Genomic DNA, 16,997 nt, shown 5'->3' with positions numbered 1-16,997 from the left:
GCTACTCCTTTAGTGCAGAGTGAGTTTTGTGCCAGTTGCTGAGCAGCTGACAAAGGGTATCGGCGATGTGTTGTTGTTGTGTTGTCGTTAAAGACGGAAACAGTGGCAAGGTGATAGCGCTGTGATAATAGGCTTCGCTGGCTGGGCAATAGCCGGGCTCGAACCCTAATTGTTGATAGTAAGGCTGCAAATAGATAGGGATATAGTGTACATGAGCATAGACCCCTTGTGCTCTTAACTGAGTAACAAGATGCTCATGTAACTGCTCGGTGCTATGAGCAATTCTCACGACATACAAATGATAAGCACTGTATTGATTATCAGATTGGGACAACGGAGTGATACCTTCATTTTTAGCGAACAAGGCATCATAGTGTTGTGCAAGCTTGTTGCGAGTGGCAACAAACTGTTCAAGTTGTGCCAACTGACTCAGACCCAGCGCGGCATGCAGGTCCGTCATGCGATAGTTGAACCCCAGCGCTTGTTGCTGATAGTACCAGGGACCATGGCTTGGCTCAGTCAGCAAGGTGGGATCTGCCGTGATACCATGGCTGCGTAGTGAGCGCATGCGCTGTGCAAGCTGCTCATTTTGCGTCACGGCCATACCGCCTTCAGCCGAAGTTATAATTTTAACCGGGTGAAAGCTGAACACACAAATATCTGAATAATCACAGTGGCCAACAGGTTTATCCTGATAGCGTCCTCCGATAGCGTGGGATGCATCTTCGATGATTTTAAAGCCATATTGGCTGGCGAGCTTTGCGATAGCTTCCATATCGCAAGACTGCCCAGCAAAGTGTACGGGGATAACCACATCGGGGAGTTTACCGAGTGCTTGGGCGCGTTTCAGTTTGTCTTCCAGTGCACTGATACACAAATTACCTGTTGCGGCATCAATGTCGGTAAAGTCTACCGAGGCGCCGCAATACAGGGCGCAATTTGATGAGGCCACAAAAGAATTTGGTACCGTCCAGACCAAACTATCCGCTGTGACATCCAGTGCCAGACAGGCAATGTGCAAAGCAGATGTTGCACTATTCACTGCCACGGCATGTGCCGCCTGACAGTACTGTGCAACAGCTTCTTCAAATTGCGGTACAACCGGACCCTGAGTCAGAAAATCAGACTGCAACACCGCTACAACTGCATCTATATCTTGCTGCGCGATGTTCTGTTTGCCATAAGGGATCATGTTGTGCTCCTGTCAGGCTAGATCAATGCCTGAGTATTAAAGGCTTTAATGGCTTCGACAGACAGGTAGTCCGGATTACTGAGTGAATTGTACTCAAATCCAGGTGCTACGGCATGACCTTGCTCCCCGAGTGCATTGGTATCAAAGTCATTGCTGCGGCTGCTAAACTTAATGCCGGGCGCGATGACAAAGTGATCGCTAAATTCAAAGGTATCAAAGCAGAGATCTTCGGGACACATTACTTCGTGCAGTTTTTCTCCCGGGCGTATACCAATTATTTTATGTGGTAGTTGCGGTGCCATGGCTGTGGCAAGATCCACAATGCGGATGGAAGGGATCTTAGGTACGAAAATCTCCCCGCCCAACATACGCTCGAAATTCTTCAGCACGAAGTCCACGCCCTGCTGGAGACTGATCCAGAACCGAGTCATATCGGCATGGGTAATAGGGATATGATCGCAACCTTCATCGATAAAGCGTTGAAATACAGGGACAACTGAGCCTCTCGAACACACCACATTGCCGTACCGAACGACAGAGAACAGGGTTTTATGTCCACCTGCGATGTTATTTGCTGCAACAAACAATTTGTCGGAAGCCAGCTTAGTGGCACCGTACAGGTTGATCGGGTTAGCTGCCTTATCCGTTGACAGGGCAATCACCTTTTCGATGTTGTTATCGAGCGCAGCTTCAATCACGTTCTCGGCGCCATTAATATTGGTTTTGATGCACTCCATGGGATTATACTCAGCTGCCGGCACTTGTTTGAGTGCTGCGGCATGGATCACGTAGTCAACGCCCTGCATGGCACGATAAAGGCGGCTTTTGTCTCGAACGTCACCGATAAAGTAACGCATGCAAGGGTCATTAAATACTTGCTGCATCTCAAATTGTTTTAGCTCATCACGAGAAAAAACAATAATTTTTTTTGGCTTGTATCGGGTAAGTAGTGTCTTAACATACTTTTTGCCGAATGAGCCGGTGCCGCCTGTGATGAGAATGGTTTTGTTATCAAACATAAAGTCCACCTAAAGGTGCATTGAATTCTTTACAGTATAGAAAAAGGTATGACTGTAAGAAACCCGCCTAACTAAAGATAAAAAAGTGATTACTCAACACTTTATATCAGTTATGGAGTTTTTGCAGTAAATATACCAAGCGTAGTATTCAATTTCTTACAATAGATGACTTTTTGAACACAAAGGAGTAGACTTAACTTAATATAACACCTGATGGGGAGGCGTTATGCAGATAAAATCTCAAAGCAATAGTTTTTTTAATCAGGTTGATCAAACCAATAATAAGCTGAATCAACAGCTTGCTAGTGGTAAAAAGGTCAACTCGGCTGCAGATGATGCGGCCGCACTACAAATTATCAATCGTCTGACGTCGCAACAGGAAGGATATAACCAATCTATCCGTAACGCGTACGACGGCATCTCATACTCACAAACGACAGAGTCTGCTTTGTCTGGAGTGAACGATGCTGTGTCGCGGATCCGCGAGTTATCACTTCAGGCAGGAAGCGGTGCGCTGACTGACAGCGACAGGCAAGCTCTGCAAGAAGAAGTGACTCAGTTACAGTCACAGATCACGGACACGTTTGAGAATACGACGTTTGGTGGACAATCACTGTTTGATGGCAATCAAACTAGTTTTCAAGTTGGTCCGGACGCGAATACCACACAAGGTTTCACCGCATCGGACGGTAGCTTCGCAAACCCTATACTGAGTGTTGATATTTCAACGCAGGCGGGTGCACAAACTGCCATAGATGCGGCCGATCAGGTGTCGGAAGCGCTGAACACGCAAAGAACGCAGCTAGGGGCTTTCGAAAATACTCTTAATAGCACCATACGTGGTCTGGGTACGCAACGAGACAATATCGTGGAAAGTCAAAGCAGGATCCAAGATACTGACTATGCCAGTGCCGTAGCTGAACAAACGGCCAATGACATCTTATCGCAGGCCTCTATTGCATTGCGCGGTCAGGCTAATCAGTCAGCTTCGTCTGTTTTAGGTCTGCTATAGGTTCACCGCGGTCTCAACAAGCATTTCACGAAAGCCAGCGAATCAACGCTGGCTTTTTTGTGCATTTTGTCCACTGGCGAGCGCCCTCCCGGCACGTTGATGTAACTGCAATCATACAGTAGCCGGCGCTACTTATATCTGCGATAAAAAAGTCACTCAGCGTACTTACGCACATGTCCCCTTAAAATGTACACACCTCTGATTTTTCGACACTTTAATCCTTAAGTATTGATTTAGCGCATAAGCGGTGGCGTTTTTTTGGCGTTGATGTCAAAAACTTGCCACTTAGGTATTGCATCCCCATGTCACTGACTTACAATCAATACTATTGATATAAACAAAGAAGTTGGATCTTGCGGGCATGATTACGATCCTCGATAACAATAATAACAGAGCATCTGGACTGGCAGCGGCATTGGGCTTTGTTGGTCAGCCAGCTCAGGTAGTTGCGGAGTCTGATTTTACCCCAGCGCTGTTAAGCAATCTGCAGGAGCCGGTGGTCATCCTGGGGGCTTTGTCGCAATTAGAGCATGAGGCGTTGATTAAGTCTTTGCCCGCCGTCCCGTTCCTGTTAATTGGGGAAACGTTAAGGCCGCTACTTGCTCTGGCCAACGTCATTGGCCTCATCACTGAGCCTTTTGGTCAGGAAGTGACAATGCAATTGTTACATGACTGCCAGCAATACTTGCGCATGCTACCTGGGAAATCGACTCAACTGAACGATGCTAAATCGTTTGATGGCCTGGTCGGGGATACTAAAGCCGTTAAAGAAGTGCGCTTTTTGATTTCTCAGGTTGCTAAAACAGATGCTAACGTTTTGATCCTCGGTGAGTCCGGAACCGGTAAAGAAGTTGTTGCGCGTAATGTGCATTTGCTCTCTAACCGTAATAGTGGTCCATTTGTTCCGGTCAATTGTGGTGCTATTCCTGGGGAGTTGCTTGAAAGTGAGCTTTTCGGACACGAGAAAGGTGCGTTTACCGGGGCGATTTCTGCGCGTAAAGGCCGCTTCGAACTGGCGCAAGGCGGCACACTCTTTCTTGATGAAATTGGTGATATGCCATTGCAAATGCAGGTTAAGTTGTTGCGTGTATTGCAGGAGCGTAGCTACGAGCGTGTTGGTGGAACCAAGCCAATTCAAGCTGATGTCCGTGTGATCGCTGCAACACACCGCAATCTGGAAATCATGATTGAAGAGGGCAAGTTCCGTGAGGATTTGTTCTATCGCCTAAATGTGTTTCCCATCGAGAACCCGTCACTGCGAGAGCGTGCTGACGATATTCCATTATTGTTAAAAGAGTTACTGCGCCGCGTAAGTGAACAAGGTGGTAGTTCGGTCAAATTTACCGATCGCGCAATTGAAAGCCTCAAGGTACATGGCTGGCCCGGCAACATTCGCGAGCTGGCTAATCTGGTAGAACGTATGGCCATTATGTTCCCTGAAAAAGTCGTGGATGTGACGGATCTGCCCGGTAAGTATCGCTACATCGACGTCGAAGCCTTTGAGCCTGAGTATCCAGAAGAGCTACTCGAAAAAGATGTCTTCAACGAGTTGTTCAGTGAAGGATTCAGCGATTTTGAGGATGAAGAAGAAACACTCGAACAAGGCAGTGCAGAAACCGGCCTGGGTTTATTGCCAGACGAAGGGATCGAGCTTAAAGAGTACCTGGCTGAGATGGAAATTAGCCTGATCACTCAGGCTCTTGAGCGCTATGATTATGTGGTCGCCAGAGCCGCTGAGATATTGGGTGTACGCCGTACAACGCTGGTCGAGAAAATGAAAAAATACAACCTGAATCGCGACTAGAAATAATCGTAACACACTGAGAAACGGCGCTTCTATAGCGCCGTTTTTCATGGTCTTGGAAATGCTGCCTGCCGATTTTTCTGGTCGGGTGGCCAGGGCGAAAAAGTAAATATCATCCGGTGTTTTTGTTTTAAATTAATACCAATTCTTCTAACGAAACTTTTAACCTCGTTTGCGGCATATTTGCTCCTTCAAATCGAACAGGTATTCAGTGAAATTGACATAAGTTACACTGATGTATGCTACTTTTGAGTACTCAGCTTCGCTTTAATATCCAACTGCTGACATGCCTCTATAATAGGTGCTTTGCAAAAGCAGTCTTCGTGATGGTCATTGACCATGCCGCAGGCCTGCATATGGGCATAAACGGTGGTAGGTCCAAGAAACTTGAAGCCACGCTTTTTTAAATCTTTAGCAAATTGTGTGCTTATCTCTGTGGTTGCCTGATAATCTTCAGGACTGTGGATCGTGCTTACGATCGGCGTAAAATCAACAAACTGCCACTGGTAGTATGCAAAGCTGCCAAATTCTTGTTGTATCTCAATAAACCGCTTGGCGTTATTGATTGTTGCCTGAATTTTTAGCTTGTTACGAATGATCCCTGCATTATCCATCAACTTAATGACGTCCTCTTCAGTCATTGCGGCAACCATATGCGGGTCAAATTGATGAAAAGCCGCCCGGTAGTTGTCGCGCTTTTTCAAAATGGTGTACCAGCTCAGGCCTGCCTGTGCTGATTCCAATGTAATAAACTCGAACAATTTAATGTCTTCAAGGACTGGCTTTCCCCATTCATCGTCATGGTAAGCCACGTAATCCGGCTTACTTAAATCAACCCAGTGACAGCGTGTGCGCATGATATTTTCCGTAAGTTAGGTGATGTACATGTACCAGTTTAGCGTATATTGAAGTGCTGTACAAATAAACAGCGTCAAACTTTTGAAGGTGTTTTTTTTGCGTAATTTGCTGAATTTAAAAGAAAATAAAGTTGGCACATCAATTGCTTTTTACAAGTATCTAGGTTTAAGAGAGCAATATCATGGCATTAGCAAAAGTGATTAATCCACAATTTGTGCCAACGACCCAGTACAATCCCTGTCTGCTGCAAGAAGCCTACATGGGTGAGCTGAGCGATCTGCGTCAGCAGGCCAGCTGGTTGGGTCATCTGGTTGACACCATGCCTGCGGGTGTGGTGGTACTGGATGGTCAGGGCATGATAGCCAAGGCGAATCAAATAGCAATTGATATGCTGGGTGAACCACTGGAAGGCGAAAAGTGGTTCAGTATTATCCAGCGCTCTTTTAGTCCACAGCAGGATGATGGCCATGAAGTCTCGCTTAAAGACGGGCGTCTTATCAAGCTGGATATTACAGCACTGACGCCAGAACCTGGTCAGTTGATACTGATGACGGATCTGACGGAAACACGACGCCTGCAGGCACGTGTTGCACATATGCAGCGCCTGAGTGCGCTGGGCAAGATGGTTGCCTCTTTGGCTCATCAGGTGCGCACGCCTTTGTCTGCGGCCATGCTGTATGGCGCCAATTTGGGCAGCAGTAAACTGCCAGCTCAATCACGAGATAAATTCCACACTAAGTTGATGTCTCGCTTGAAAGACCTTGAAAATCAGGTCAATGATATGTTGTTGTTCGCAAAAAGTGGTGAGCAACAGGTGATTGAGCGTGTTTCAATGCAGCAATTGCTAAGTGAGGTCAAAGCGGGGGCTGATGCAATGGTGCTACTGCACAAAGCACAGTTGTCCGTTGAACTACCTGAGCCAGATATCGAAATTCTGGGCAATAAAACAGCGCTGGCCAGTGCAATTCAAAATCTGATCCATAACAGTGTTCAGCATATTGGAGCGGGTGCCAAAATTGAAATTTGTGCCAAGCGTGAGTCTGGCACAGACACTGTCCGCATCAGTGTTTCCGATAATGGCCCTGGTGTTGACCTGAATCAGGCAAGCAAATTATTTGAACCTTTTTATACAACTAAATCTCAGGGCACTGGTCTGGGGTTAGCCGTTGTGAACTCGGTCGCCCATTCTCACAAAGGTAGGGTTGACGTCAAGAACAATGAAAGTGGAGGAGCATGTTTTAGCATGTTACTGCCTATTTCCAGCGAACATTCATCATTACAGGAGGCCGTATGAGCAACAAAATTTTGGTTGTCGAAGACGATGCCGGGTTGCGTGAAGCACTGATAGACACCCTTGAAATGTCAGGGTTTGAGTGCGTCGAAGCCGATAGCGCTGAACAGGCAGTCATACTGTTAAAAGAGCAGGTATTTTCCCTGTTGGTCAGCGATGTGCAAATGGGGGCCATGAGTGGCCTGGATCTGCTCAGAACGGTGAAACTTAATTACCCTGAGCTACCTGTGTTGATGATGACTGCTTATGCCACAATAGATGACGCGGTTGAAGCCATGCGCCTGGGAGCGATTGACTACATGGCTAAGCCATTTGCACCTGAGGTATTACTTAACATGGTCAGCCGTTATATGCCGGAGAAAGAGAAAGAAACCGACGGCCCGGTGGTTGCTGACAGTAAAAGCCTGGAGTTGCTTGAGTTAGCTAAGAAAGTAGCGCGCTCTGATGCCAGTGTGATGGTGCTGGGCCCAAGCGGTTCAGGTAAAGAAGTACTCGCGCGCTATATTCACGACCGCTCGGATCGTGCAGAACAGCCTTTTGTGGCAATTAACTGTGCCGCTATCCCGGAGAATATGCTTGAAGCAACATTGTTTGGCTACGAAAAAGGGGCATTTACTGGCGCTATTGCAGCTTGCCCAGGCAAGTTTGAGCAAGCACAAAAGGGCACTATACTCCTTGATGAAATCACTGAAATGGATCTGGGCTTACAAGCTAAATTGTTGCGGGTATTACAGGAAAGGGAAGTAGAACGTCTTGGGGGCAGAAAGACCATTGAGCTGGATGTCAGAGTATTGGCGACCAGTAACCGAGATCTTAAAGAAGCCGTTAATGATGGCGTCTTTCGCGAAGACCTATACTATCGTTTGAATGTCTTTCCTCTGACCTGGCTGCCTCTTGCGGAGCGTGGTGGGGATATTGTCCCGCTAGCTGAGCACCTGTTACAGCGTCACTGTGACAAATCCGGCAAATTGACTCCTGTATTATCACAGAGCGCGCAGGATAAATTGCTCAGTCATCGTTGGCCGGGTAACGTCAGAGAGCTGGATAACGTGGTGCAACGAGCCTTGATTTTGCAACAGGGAACAGAGATCACTGCTGACGACATTTTTATTGAGAACTTTTCACCGCGATCAGTGAGTACACCGCAGCAGCCAGTTGATCAGGTTCTCACACCTGTGCGCAACGATGCTGAAGAGGTCAGTTCGATTGCCATTAATGTGAATAATGACGATGCTGAGGGGCTCAATTATAAAGAAGAGCTTCAGGACAAAGAGCATCAAATTATTCTGGATACACTTTCCCGGTGTAATGGCAAGCGTAAGGACGTCGCTGAGCTGTTGGGGATCAGCCCCAGAACGCTTCGCTACAAACTCGCCAGAATGCGTGACCTGGGGTTACCTGTTCCAGCCTGAGTGAAACCCCTTATATCCGGGCATTTGATATGTCCGGATAAAGGGGGTTTTTGATGATCCGATCGCAGAACTATCCTACTGTCAAAAAATCGACCTTCCAAAAATCAACTTAACTAGTTGAAATATAATGAAGTTATAATTGGCACGCTTTATGCTTTGTTAGAGGTATGTATAACTCACAAAGTGAGCCAGACCATGAAAATTCAATCTACCGGGCTTTATCAGGAAATGCAGGCAATGGCCTCAGAAGCCGGCCGCGTAAGACCACAGGATCCGAATAAGCTGCCAGTTCAGGCAACAGCTGCTACGTCAAGCGCCCAGTTTGGTGACTTACTCAGCGATGCACTTAATACCGTAGCTGGATTACAGCGTGACGCTAAAGAAAAGGTGACTGCTGTTGAAATGGGCGACCGCAGTGTTTCACTGGCTGAAGCAATGATTGCCAAGAACAAATCTTCGGTGGCATTTGATGCTACAGTACAGGTCAGAAATAAGCTGATAGAAGCTTATAAAGACATCATGAGCATGCCAGTATAATCAGAGTTTAGCGGAGAGTAATCGTGGCTACTAATCAATCAACCGATCTGGCACTTGCTGATGGACAAACAGTTCCCGGCGCAGGTGGCGAAGCAGATACGCAACAAGAGCAAAAATCGGGCTACTTTAGTGCTTTGAGCGGTGTTGATATGCTCCGCCAGGTTACTTTGGTGATCGCACTGGCCATCTGTCTGGCAATCGCGATTTTTATCATTATCTGGGCACGTCAGCCAGATATGCGTCCATTAGGTCAATATCCTACCGAAGAGCTGGTTCAGACCCTGGACTTTCTGGATGCACAGAAAATTGAGTATGAACTGGATGGCAACACCATCATGGTGGCTGAGTCAGATTATCAGGATATCAAGCTGAGAATGGCCCGTGACGGGTTTAGCCAGGCACCTAGCAGTGGCACCGATATTCTGATGCAGGATATGGGCTTTGGTGTGAGTCAACGTTTGGAGCGTGAACGTCTTAAGCACAGCCGTGAACAACAACTGGCCCGCACCATTGAAGAACTGCAGGACATTAACCGCGCTAAAGTTCTGCTGGCTATTCCGAAAGAGAATGTATTTGCACGACGTGAAAAACAGCCGTCAGCGACTGTAGTCGTGACGCTTAAACGAGGTCGGACACTGGATAGTGAAGAAGTAGATTCAATTGTTGATATCGTTGCGTCTGCGGTACAGGGGTTAACACCGGCACGTGTCACTGTGACAGATCAGAATGGTCGTTTGCTTAACTCTGGCTCTCAGGATTCTCTGGCAGCACGTTCTCGCAAAGAATATGAGATAGAGCGTAAGCGTGAACAGGAATACCTGGAAAAAATCGACAGTATCATGATCCCTGTTGTCGGTTTGGGTAAGTATACCGCACAGGTTGACCTGACCATGGACTTCAGCGCGATAGAAGAAACTCAGAAACGCTTTAACCCGGATTTGCCCGCGGTACGCAGTGAAACCACGTTTGAAGAGAACAATGTGGGTGGCCTGGCGGTGGGGATCCCTGGTGCGCTAACGAACCAGCCTCCGGTGAACTCAAATATTCCAGAAGTAGCCGGACAAGGCAATGGCTCGGGCACAACCCCGTCACGTATACACAAAGAAGCGACACGTAACTACGAGCTGGACACCACCATCTCACATAAACGTCAACAAACCGGCGTGATCCGTCGCATCAGTGTTTCGGTTGCTGTGGACTACATGAATAAGCCCGATGCCGAGGGCAATATGGTTATGACACCGCGTTCTCAGGAAGAGCTGAATAACATTCGTCGCTTGCTACAGGGTGGGGTGGGTTTTGATATGCAACGTGGTGACGCGCTGGAAGTGGTGACTGTACCGTTTGTACGTGAAAATATTTTGGAAGAAAGCGACTTGCCCCTTTGGGAGCAGGAATGGTTCATGAAAACCATCCGTCTGGTTATGGGCGCGTTGGTTATCATAGTGCTGATTCTGGCGGTCGTGAGACCTATGCTGAAACGCCTGATTTACCCAGAAGATACGCTTGAAGAATATGATGAAGATGCACTAACCTCTGGAGTAGACCTTGGTGACAGCACTTTAGATATGTTAAACAATGACTTTGATGAATCAGCAGTTGGCTTCTCTTCCGATGGTACATTACAATTGCCAGACTTACATGGTGATGAAGATTTGCTTAAAGCTGTCCGTGCACTGGTTGCGAATGAGCCAGAGCTGTCTTCTCAAGTAGTCAAAGCATGGTTAACCGAAGATGAGTGATGAAGAACAAAAACAACTGCCGCCGGCGTTCGATGTAGACAAACTGGATGGGGTCGATAAGGCCGCCATCCTGCTACTAAGCCTGACGGAAGAAGATGCCGCCCAGATCCTGAAACACCTTGAACCTAAACAGGTGCAAAAAGTGGGTATGGCAATGGCGGCACTCGATGACTTATCGCAGGCCAAAATCAGTGCGGTCCACAATCTGTTTATCGAGCAAATTCAGAGTTTCAGTACCATTGGCTTCCAGTCAGAAGACTTCATTAAGAAGGCACTGACTGCAGCACTGGGCGAAGATAAAGCTGCCAGCCTGATCGACCAGATTGTGATGGGATCGGGCGCTAAAGGCCTGGATTCTCTGAAGTGGATGGATTCCAAGCAGGTTGCCAACATTATTCGTAATGAGCACCCGCAGATCCAAACGATTGTATTGTCTTATCTCGAACCAGAGCAGTCCGCTGAAATTCTCTCTCAGTTCCCTGAGAAAGTTCGCCTCGATCTGACAATGCGGATCGCTAACCTCGAAGAAGTACAACCAGCAGCACTGCAGGAGCTGAATGAAATCATGGAGAAACAGTTCGCAGGTCAGGCCGGTGCGCAAGCTGCGAAAATGGGTGGCCTGAAAGCCGCTGCGGATATCATGAACTACCTGGATACCAACATCGAAGGTCAGCTGATGGACTCTATCCGTGAACATGATGAAGAGATGTCGCAGCAAATTCAGGATCTGATGTTTGTCTTTGAAAACCTCATGGATGTGGAAGATCGCGGTATTCAGGCGATTCTGCGTGAGGTGCAACAGGATGTACTGATGAAAGCCATCAAAGGCGCCGACGATTCATTGAAAGACAAGATTATGAAGAACATGTCTAAACGTGCGGCTGAGATGATGGCGGATGATTTAGAAGCCATGCCACCGGTGCGGATCAGTGAAGTGGAAGCTGCGCAAAAAGAGATCCTGGCAACGGCTCGACGCCTTGCTGACTCAGGTGAAGTTATGCTTGGCGGCGGTGGCGGTGAGGAGTTCCTGTAAACCATGGCGGAAAAAAAGCTATATCGTGGCAAGCCGGTCAGCTCCGAAGCATTAGATGAGTTGCTGGAAAACTGGCCAATCCCTAATGTAGAAGAAGACTTAAGTAAATATTCCGGGCGCTCCACGGCAATGGGCACGCCACTTGAGGAGCTTTATCAGCACAAAGTACAACAAACTGCGCCTGAGCCTGAGGAAGAAGAAGTCCCAATGCTCACGCTGGAAGAGCTGGAGCAGATCAGACAAGATGCCTTTGAAGAAGGTCTGAAGCAAGGCCACGAACAGGGGTATATTGAAGGCTTTGACAAAGGTGTCAGTGAAGGGAAAGAAGCGGGCTATAAAGAAGGCGTGACACTCGGTAAGGAACAGGGGATTGAAGAGTCTAAACCGTTGATTGAAGAACGTCTTCAATCGCTGTCTGCGTTACTGGAAGCGACACAAAAGCCGCTGCGACAAATTGACGAGGCCGCCGAAAAGCAACTGTTGCAGCTCGTCAATTTATTGGCAGAGCAAGTCATCTTCGAACAAGTTAAAACCCGGCCCGAGCTTATTCTGCAAGCCTTGAAAAAGGGGCTTGATGCGCTGCCACTACACGATACTCAGATGCGGATTAATCTGCACCCTGAAGATCTGGCGTTAGTGAAAGAAGCCTATGGGGAAGAAACCATTGCCGAGCAGCATTGGCAGCTGGTGCCCGAACCAACGCTTGAGCGTGGTGGGTGTCACATCAGAACGCCGGACTCATCCATCGATTTGAGCCTGAAAAATCGTATTAGCGAAGTACTGGGCAGCTTTTTACAAGACAGTGGTGTAGACCCTTAACACTTTTCATTACTCGGTACCTGCTGGTGGCGGTACCGTCCTTTCTAAAAGTTGGTTAGGTTTTTGCATAAGTGGACTATCTCAATTTTTCACTGATAGCAAATGACAATATCCAGTTCATCAGAGCAGCCACTGGCGGAGCGCCTGCAAAAATTTCAAAAACACATTCAACCCTATGGGGTTGCGGTGGCGGGCAGCCTGACTCGTGTGGTTGGCTTAACCTTGGAGGCGAAGGGCCTCAACGCACCGGTTGGCAGTCAGTGTAAAATAGAAACAATACGTGGCTTTGTGGATGCCGAAGTCATTGGCTTCAATCAGGATACGCTTTACCTGATGCCGAACGATCATATCTCTGGCGTGTTACCCGGTGCCCGGGTTATCCCGCAGATCAAAGAAGCGGGGTTACCTGTAGGTATGAGTCTATTGGGTCGAGTCGTAGATGGTCTTGGCCGTCCCTTAGATGGCTTAGGCACGATTGAGGCTGAAACTCACCTCAAATTTGCACAGTCAGCCATTAATCCATTGGCCAGACGCCCGATCAAAGAGCCTATGGATGTGGGTGTTCGTGCAATTAACTCTATTGTGACCGTCGGCCAGGGGCAGCGGATGGGCTTGTTTGCGGGCAGTGGTGTTGGTAAATCAGTCCTGCTTGGCATGATGACACGCGGTAGTGAAGCGGATGTCATCGTTGTTGGGCTGGTCGGTGAGCGGGGACGAGAAGTTAAAGAGTTCATCGACGAGATCCTGGGAGTTGAAGGGCGGCGTCGCTCCGTGGTGGTCGCGGCACCTGCCGATGCGTCTCCGTTGATGAGGCTGAAAGGGTGTGAGAGCGCAGTCACAATTGCTGAATACTTTCGAGATCAGGGGCTGAACGTACTCTTGTTGCTTGACTCTGTAACTCGCTACGCCATGGCGCAACGTGAAATCGCACTGGCGGTGGGAGAGCCTCCGGCAACGAAAGGTTATCCGCCTTCGGTATTTGCCAAACTGCCTGCGTTGGTTGAACGTGCGGGAAATGGAGGTGAGGGACAGGGCTCCATTACCGCCTTTTTCACCGTACTGAGTGAAGGGGATGACATGCAGGACCCGATCGCGGACTCTGCGCGTGCAATTCTTGATGGTCATATTGTTTTATCTCGTGACCTCGCTGACAGCGGCCACTATCCGGCCATAGATATCGAGAAATCGATTTCCCGGGTGATGCCTCAGGTGGTGTCAGACAGTCATATGCAACAGGCCAGGGTACTCAAGCAGGTGTATTCCATGTATCAGCAGAATAAAGACATGATCACGTTAGGGGCCTATCAACAGGGGAGTGATCCAATGCTGGATCAGGCTATTAATATGATGCCAAATATTAACGCCTTCTTGCAGCAGGGCATGAAAGATGTTCTGCATTACGATGAGTGTCTGCAAGGCCTGGCACAACTTCTGGGACAAGGCTAATGGCAAACAATAAACTTGATTTACTTTATAAATTGGAAAGTGAAAAAGAAGAAAAGCTACGCCTCAACTTTATCCAGGCGGAGCAAAACTTTCACGCCAACCAGCAAAAGCTCACTGGTCTGAACGAGTTTCGTCTTGAATATAGTCAGCAGCTGCATCAAAAGGCTTTACAGGGCCTGTCCAGTGCCGGGTTTGGCCAATATCACGCTTTTATCAACAAAATTGAAGAAGCTATTCGCCAGCAGGCCAATACAGTTGCAACCGCTAAGCGGGTGGTCGACCAACGCCGCAAGTTATGGCTAGAGCAGCAGGTCAAGGCCAAAGCAATCGCGAAGCTGATTGAGAAAAAAGCGCTGGAACAGCAGCAGAGGCTTGCAAAAGCTGAGCAGAAAATGCTTGACGAGTTTGCGACTAATATTTTTATGCGTCGTAAGCAGGCTTACTAAGGCATATCAAAATTTGCACAATAATGGCGTGTTTTTTGCAAAGTCATTACAGCACATCAATTTAATCCGGTTAGCGGCGTGAAGTTGCCGCATATAAAGGTGAGAGTATGGTCAATGTTTCGCTAGAAGTAGCAATCAATAACGGAGTTTCGGCGAAGGGAAAGGATCAAACGGAACAGTCCGAGGACTCGGGGTTTCTCGCAATGTTAGCTCAGGCAGAGCAAGACAGTAGCGATGAAGCTTCGCAGTCAAATACGGATGAGGCGGGAGAATATATGCCTTTGCCAGGTGGCCTTGACCGCCGGTTGGGGTTGGATGACAGCCAGCTTCCCGCTGGCAAAAAAACGCTGCCGGATGAGCCTTTAAAGCTGGATGATTCAGCGCTCCCAGGCAAGACAGACCCGAAAATGGGGGCCGGTACGGTCGTCACTCCGGGCACTGATACAGCCACAGATACCAGCAGCAGCCATGCAGATGATTTGCTTTTGCAGATCAAATCATCGAATGCGCAAAGTACTGATTTAGCGCAAAACCTGGCACCGGTTCCTAAAGCACTGAAAGATTATTTGTCTAAAGCTGAACAAGTGACAGGTCCGGATAATACAAAGCCGGTTAATGGTATCGGGCCTGTTTTACCGTCGCCTGCGGAGCAAAATAGCGATGACACAGAGCTACCTGATGTTTCTGCAAACGCTGAAGCGCAAAGTGGCGTAGTGAAAAAGCCAACTTTGGACGCCAGCCTGTATGGCAGTGGTAAACTTGGTCAAGGTGAAGTGCGGATAGAAGAGCCGGGAGATCCGATTGTTGCCAAACGAGTTGATAAGGTAGGCCCTGTTATCTCGCAGCCGACAGATGAAACTGGATTACAGACTCAAAACAAGCCTGCAGAGGGTGATGTTAAGCTGGATCCCATTGCTCAGCTTGCTAAAGGTGAGAGCGCCGATAGCGCAAAACAGGCTGCAGACACAGCAACTGGTAAACAAGGTAACACAGAGGCCGCTGTAAAACTTGCAAATGAAGCACAGTCAGTAAAGGCCGACACTGAACTGCAGCCTTTACGCGATAACGCATCCGCACATAGTCGTGCTGCACACAGCGATGTGAGTGAGTTACAGCCCTCTAGTGCCGGGAAGTCTCGACGTCCTGTTGATCAGATTGGTCCCGTAGTTACTGCCCCTCAAGGAGATAAAGAGCGCGTACAGGGTGACGAGCAGGTCATAAAATCTCAACAGCCAGCAAAAAGCAGTGCAACTGTGGCAACGACGACAACGACGACTGAATTGAAGGCGATGGTTGACTCTCTTACTCCTGAGCAAAAGCAACTACTGGAGACGAACCTTCGCGCGCAATTAAAAAGTGGCGAGCTAAGCGATCCTGAGCAGCGCGCTAAGGCACAGCAGGTGTTGCATGAGCTAGGGGCAAAGCCTGCACAGAGTGCTGCGAGCAAACCACAATCAGCTATTGAGCCAGGCTCCAAACAGGCAGATGTAACGGATAAGCCGCCGAAGTCTGCGATTGCCGAAAAGGACGTTAAAGTATTTAGTGCAACGGACCATGCTGCACCTGATAAAGTCAATAAACAAGCCGCAGCACTAAGCCAGTCGGGGGCGGGCAGCGTCGATGCAAAATCTCCGGGTAAAGAAAACGTACAGCAGACAGTGGTAGCAGACACGTTAGAAGGTGAACACCCTGAGTTAGCCCAGCTCAAAAAAGAAGGTGGCCAACCGGAGCAACAGAATTCACAGCAACGCAGTGCAATGCCTGCGCCTGTTGAAAATATTTTTAAGGCAATTCGTGGCGAGCGTCCCGACGAAGGTATGAAGCACGAGTTTAATGAAGTGCTGGCGCAAGTTGAGCAGGTTAGACAGAGTCAGCAGGTCAATCAGCAAAGTGCTGTTAATCAAAAAGCCATGCAGACAGATCCCGCTATCAGTCAGGCCATTAATATTGCCAGAAATGACGCAGTCAAAGCCTTACAAGAGCGTGTCAATATGATGCTCAATATCAATAACAAAGAAGCCGAGATCCGCTTAGACCCGCCTGAACTGGGCAGTATGCAGATACGTATACGTTCCGAGGGAGAGCAGGCTCAGGTGAACTTTGTTGTGCAAAACCAGCAAGCCAAAGAACAGCTTGAACAGTCCATGCCGAAACTCAGAGAAATGCTGGCCGAGCAGGGGATCCAGCTTGGAGAAAGTAACATTCAGCAAGGTCAGGGCGGTGAGCAACAGCAGCAGGAAGCATCCCAAGGTCATGGAACACTTGCTAATAATGTCAGCGAAGCGCAAAATAACGGCCAACAATCAACAACTAGCAGACGGCAAAGTGATTCAGCAATAGATTACTATGCGTAACAGCTGCTATGATTAAGGTTAGTGTGACTTAA

14 protein-coding genes are annotated in these 16,997 nt (G+C 48.2%); 11 read left to right on the top strand and 3 right to left on the bottom strand.

The features are described 5' to 3' along the window. Position 1 precedes the first annotated feature (1 nt). Both pseC and pseB read right to left on the bottom strand, forming a co-directional pair. Entirely contained in the window at positions 2 to 1,192 is a 1,191-nt protein-coding gene (pseC, locus tag NH568_RS16665) for a UDP-4-amino-4,6-dideoxy-N-acetyl-beta-L-altrosamine transaminase (protein WP_253048949.1), read from the bottom strand. Between the two features lie 17 nt (positions 1,193 to 1,209). Continuing rightward, positions 1,210 to 2,211, bottom strand: a complete 1,002-nt coding sequence (gene pseB, locus NH568_RS16660) for a UDP-N-acetylglucosamine 4,6-dehydratase (inverting) (RefSeq protein WP_253048947.1) — start codon at positions 2,209 to 2,211, stop codon at positions 1,210 to 1,212. A gap of 226 nt (positions 2,212 to 2,437) precedes the next feature. Between pseB and NH568_RS16655 the strand changes: the two genes are divergently transcribed. Together NH568_RS16655 and NH568_RS16650 are read left to right on the top strand one after the other, a co-directional pair. Continuing rightward, on the top strand, positions 2,438 to 3,223 hold the full coding sequence (locus tag NH568_RS16655; protein WP_253048945.1) for a flagellin: 786 nt from the start codon (positions 2,438 to 2,440) through the stop codon (positions 3,221 to 3,223). Positions 3,224 to 3,584: 361 nt separating this feature from the next. Then, entirely contained in the window at positions 3,585 to 5,027 is a 1,443-nt protein-coding gene (locus tag NH568_RS16650; RefSeq protein ID WP_253048943.1) for a sigma-54 dependent transcriptional regulator, read from the top strand. Positions 5,028 to 5,269: 242 nt separating this feature from the next. Here the strand turns inward: NH568_RS16650 and NH568_RS16645 are convergent, their stop codons facing one another. Next, positions 5,270 to 5,884, bottom strand: a complete 615-nt coding sequence (locus tag NH568_RS16645; RefSeq protein ID WP_253048939.1) for a DNA-3-methyladenine glycosylase I — start codon at positions 5,882 to 5,884, stop codon at positions 5,270 to 5,272. 182 nt (positions 5,885 to 6,066) lie between these two features. Between NH568_RS16645 and NH568_RS16640 the strand changes: the two genes are divergently transcribed. The 9 genes from NH568_RS16640 to NH568_RS16600 all read left to right on the top strand — a co-directional run bounded on the left by NH568_RS16640 (position 6,067) and on the right by NH568_RS16600 (position 16,965). Further along, positions 6,067 to 7,179, top strand: coding sequence for an ATP-binding protein (locus NH568_RS16640; RefSeq protein WP_253048937.1), 1,113 nt, complete (start codon positions 6,067 to 6,069; stop codon positions 7,177 to 7,179). Next, positions 7,176 to 8,588, top strand: a complete 1,413-nt coding sequence (locus tag NH568_RS16635; RefSeq protein WP_253048935.1) for a sigma-54 dependent transcriptional regulator — start codon at positions 7,176 to 7,178, stop codon at positions 8,586 to 8,588. Before NH568_RS16640 ends, NH568_RS16635 begins: the two co-directional genes overlap by 4 nt. Before the next feature lie 195 nt (positions 8,589 to 8,783). Further along, positions 8,784 to 9,125: a flagellar hook-basal body complex protein FliE gene (gene fliE / locus NH568_RS16630; protein WP_054015615.1), complete on the top strand. Its 342-nt coding sequence runs from the start codon at positions 8,784 to 8,786 to the stop codon at positions 9,123 to 9,125. A gap of 20 nt (positions 9,126 to 9,145) precedes the next feature. Then, the gene (gene fliF, locus NH568_RS16625) at positions 9,146 to 10,867 is read left to right on the top strand and encodes a flagellar basal-body MS-ring/collar protein FliF (RefSeq protein WP_253049071.1); all 1,722 of its coding nucleotides are present in this window, start codon (positions 9,146 to 9,148) and stop codon (positions 10,865 to 10,867) included. After that, positions 10,860 to 11,900 (top strand): flagellar motor switch protein FliG, encoded by a 1,041-nt coding sequence (fliG, locus tag NH568_RS16620; RefSeq protein WP_253048933.1) that lies wholly within the window; start codon positions 10,860 to 10,862, stop codon positions 11,898 to 11,900. The genes fliF and fliG overlap by 8 nt, the downstream gene beginning before the upstream one ends. Positions 11,901 to 11,903: 3 nt before the next feature. Next, positions 11,904 to 12,719, top strand: coding sequence for a flagellar assembly protein FliH (gene fliH / locus NH568_RS16615; RefSeq protein ID WP_253048931.1), 816 nt, complete (start codon positions 11,904 to 11,906; stop codon positions 12,717 to 12,719). Between the two features lie 102 nt (positions 12,720 to 12,821). After that, a complete protein-coding gene (fliI, locus tag NH568_RS16610) occupies positions 12,822 to 14,165 on the top strand; it encodes a flagellar protein export ATPase FliI (protein WP_138546248.1) in 1,344 nt (447 codons plus the stop codon). Further along, the gene (gene fliJ / locus NH568_RS16605; protein ID WP_138546249.1) at positions 14,165 to 14,611 is read left to right on the top strand and encodes a flagellar export protein FliJ; all 447 of its coding nucleotides are present in this window, start codon (positions 14,165 to 14,167) and stop codon (positions 14,609 to 14,611) included. Before fliI ends, fliJ begins: the two co-directional genes overlap by 1 nt. 107 nt (positions 14,612 to 14,718) lie before the next feature. Then, a complete protein-coding gene (locus NH568_RS16600) occupies positions 14,719 to 16,965 on the top strand; it encodes a flagellar hook-length control protein FliK (protein ID WP_253048929.1) in 2,247 nt (748 codons plus the stop codon). Positions 16,966 to 16,997 lie beyond the last annotated feature (32 nt).

The organism is Pseudoalteromonas sp. XMcav2-N (assembly GCF_024124545.1).
In the GTDB taxonomy this organism is placed as follows: Bacteria; Pseudomonadota; Gammaproteobacteria; order Enterobacterales; family Alteromonadaceae; genus Pseudoalteromonas.
Note: the sequence above shows the minus strand (reverse complement) of the source record. Positions and strands in the feature narration are given on the sequence as shown.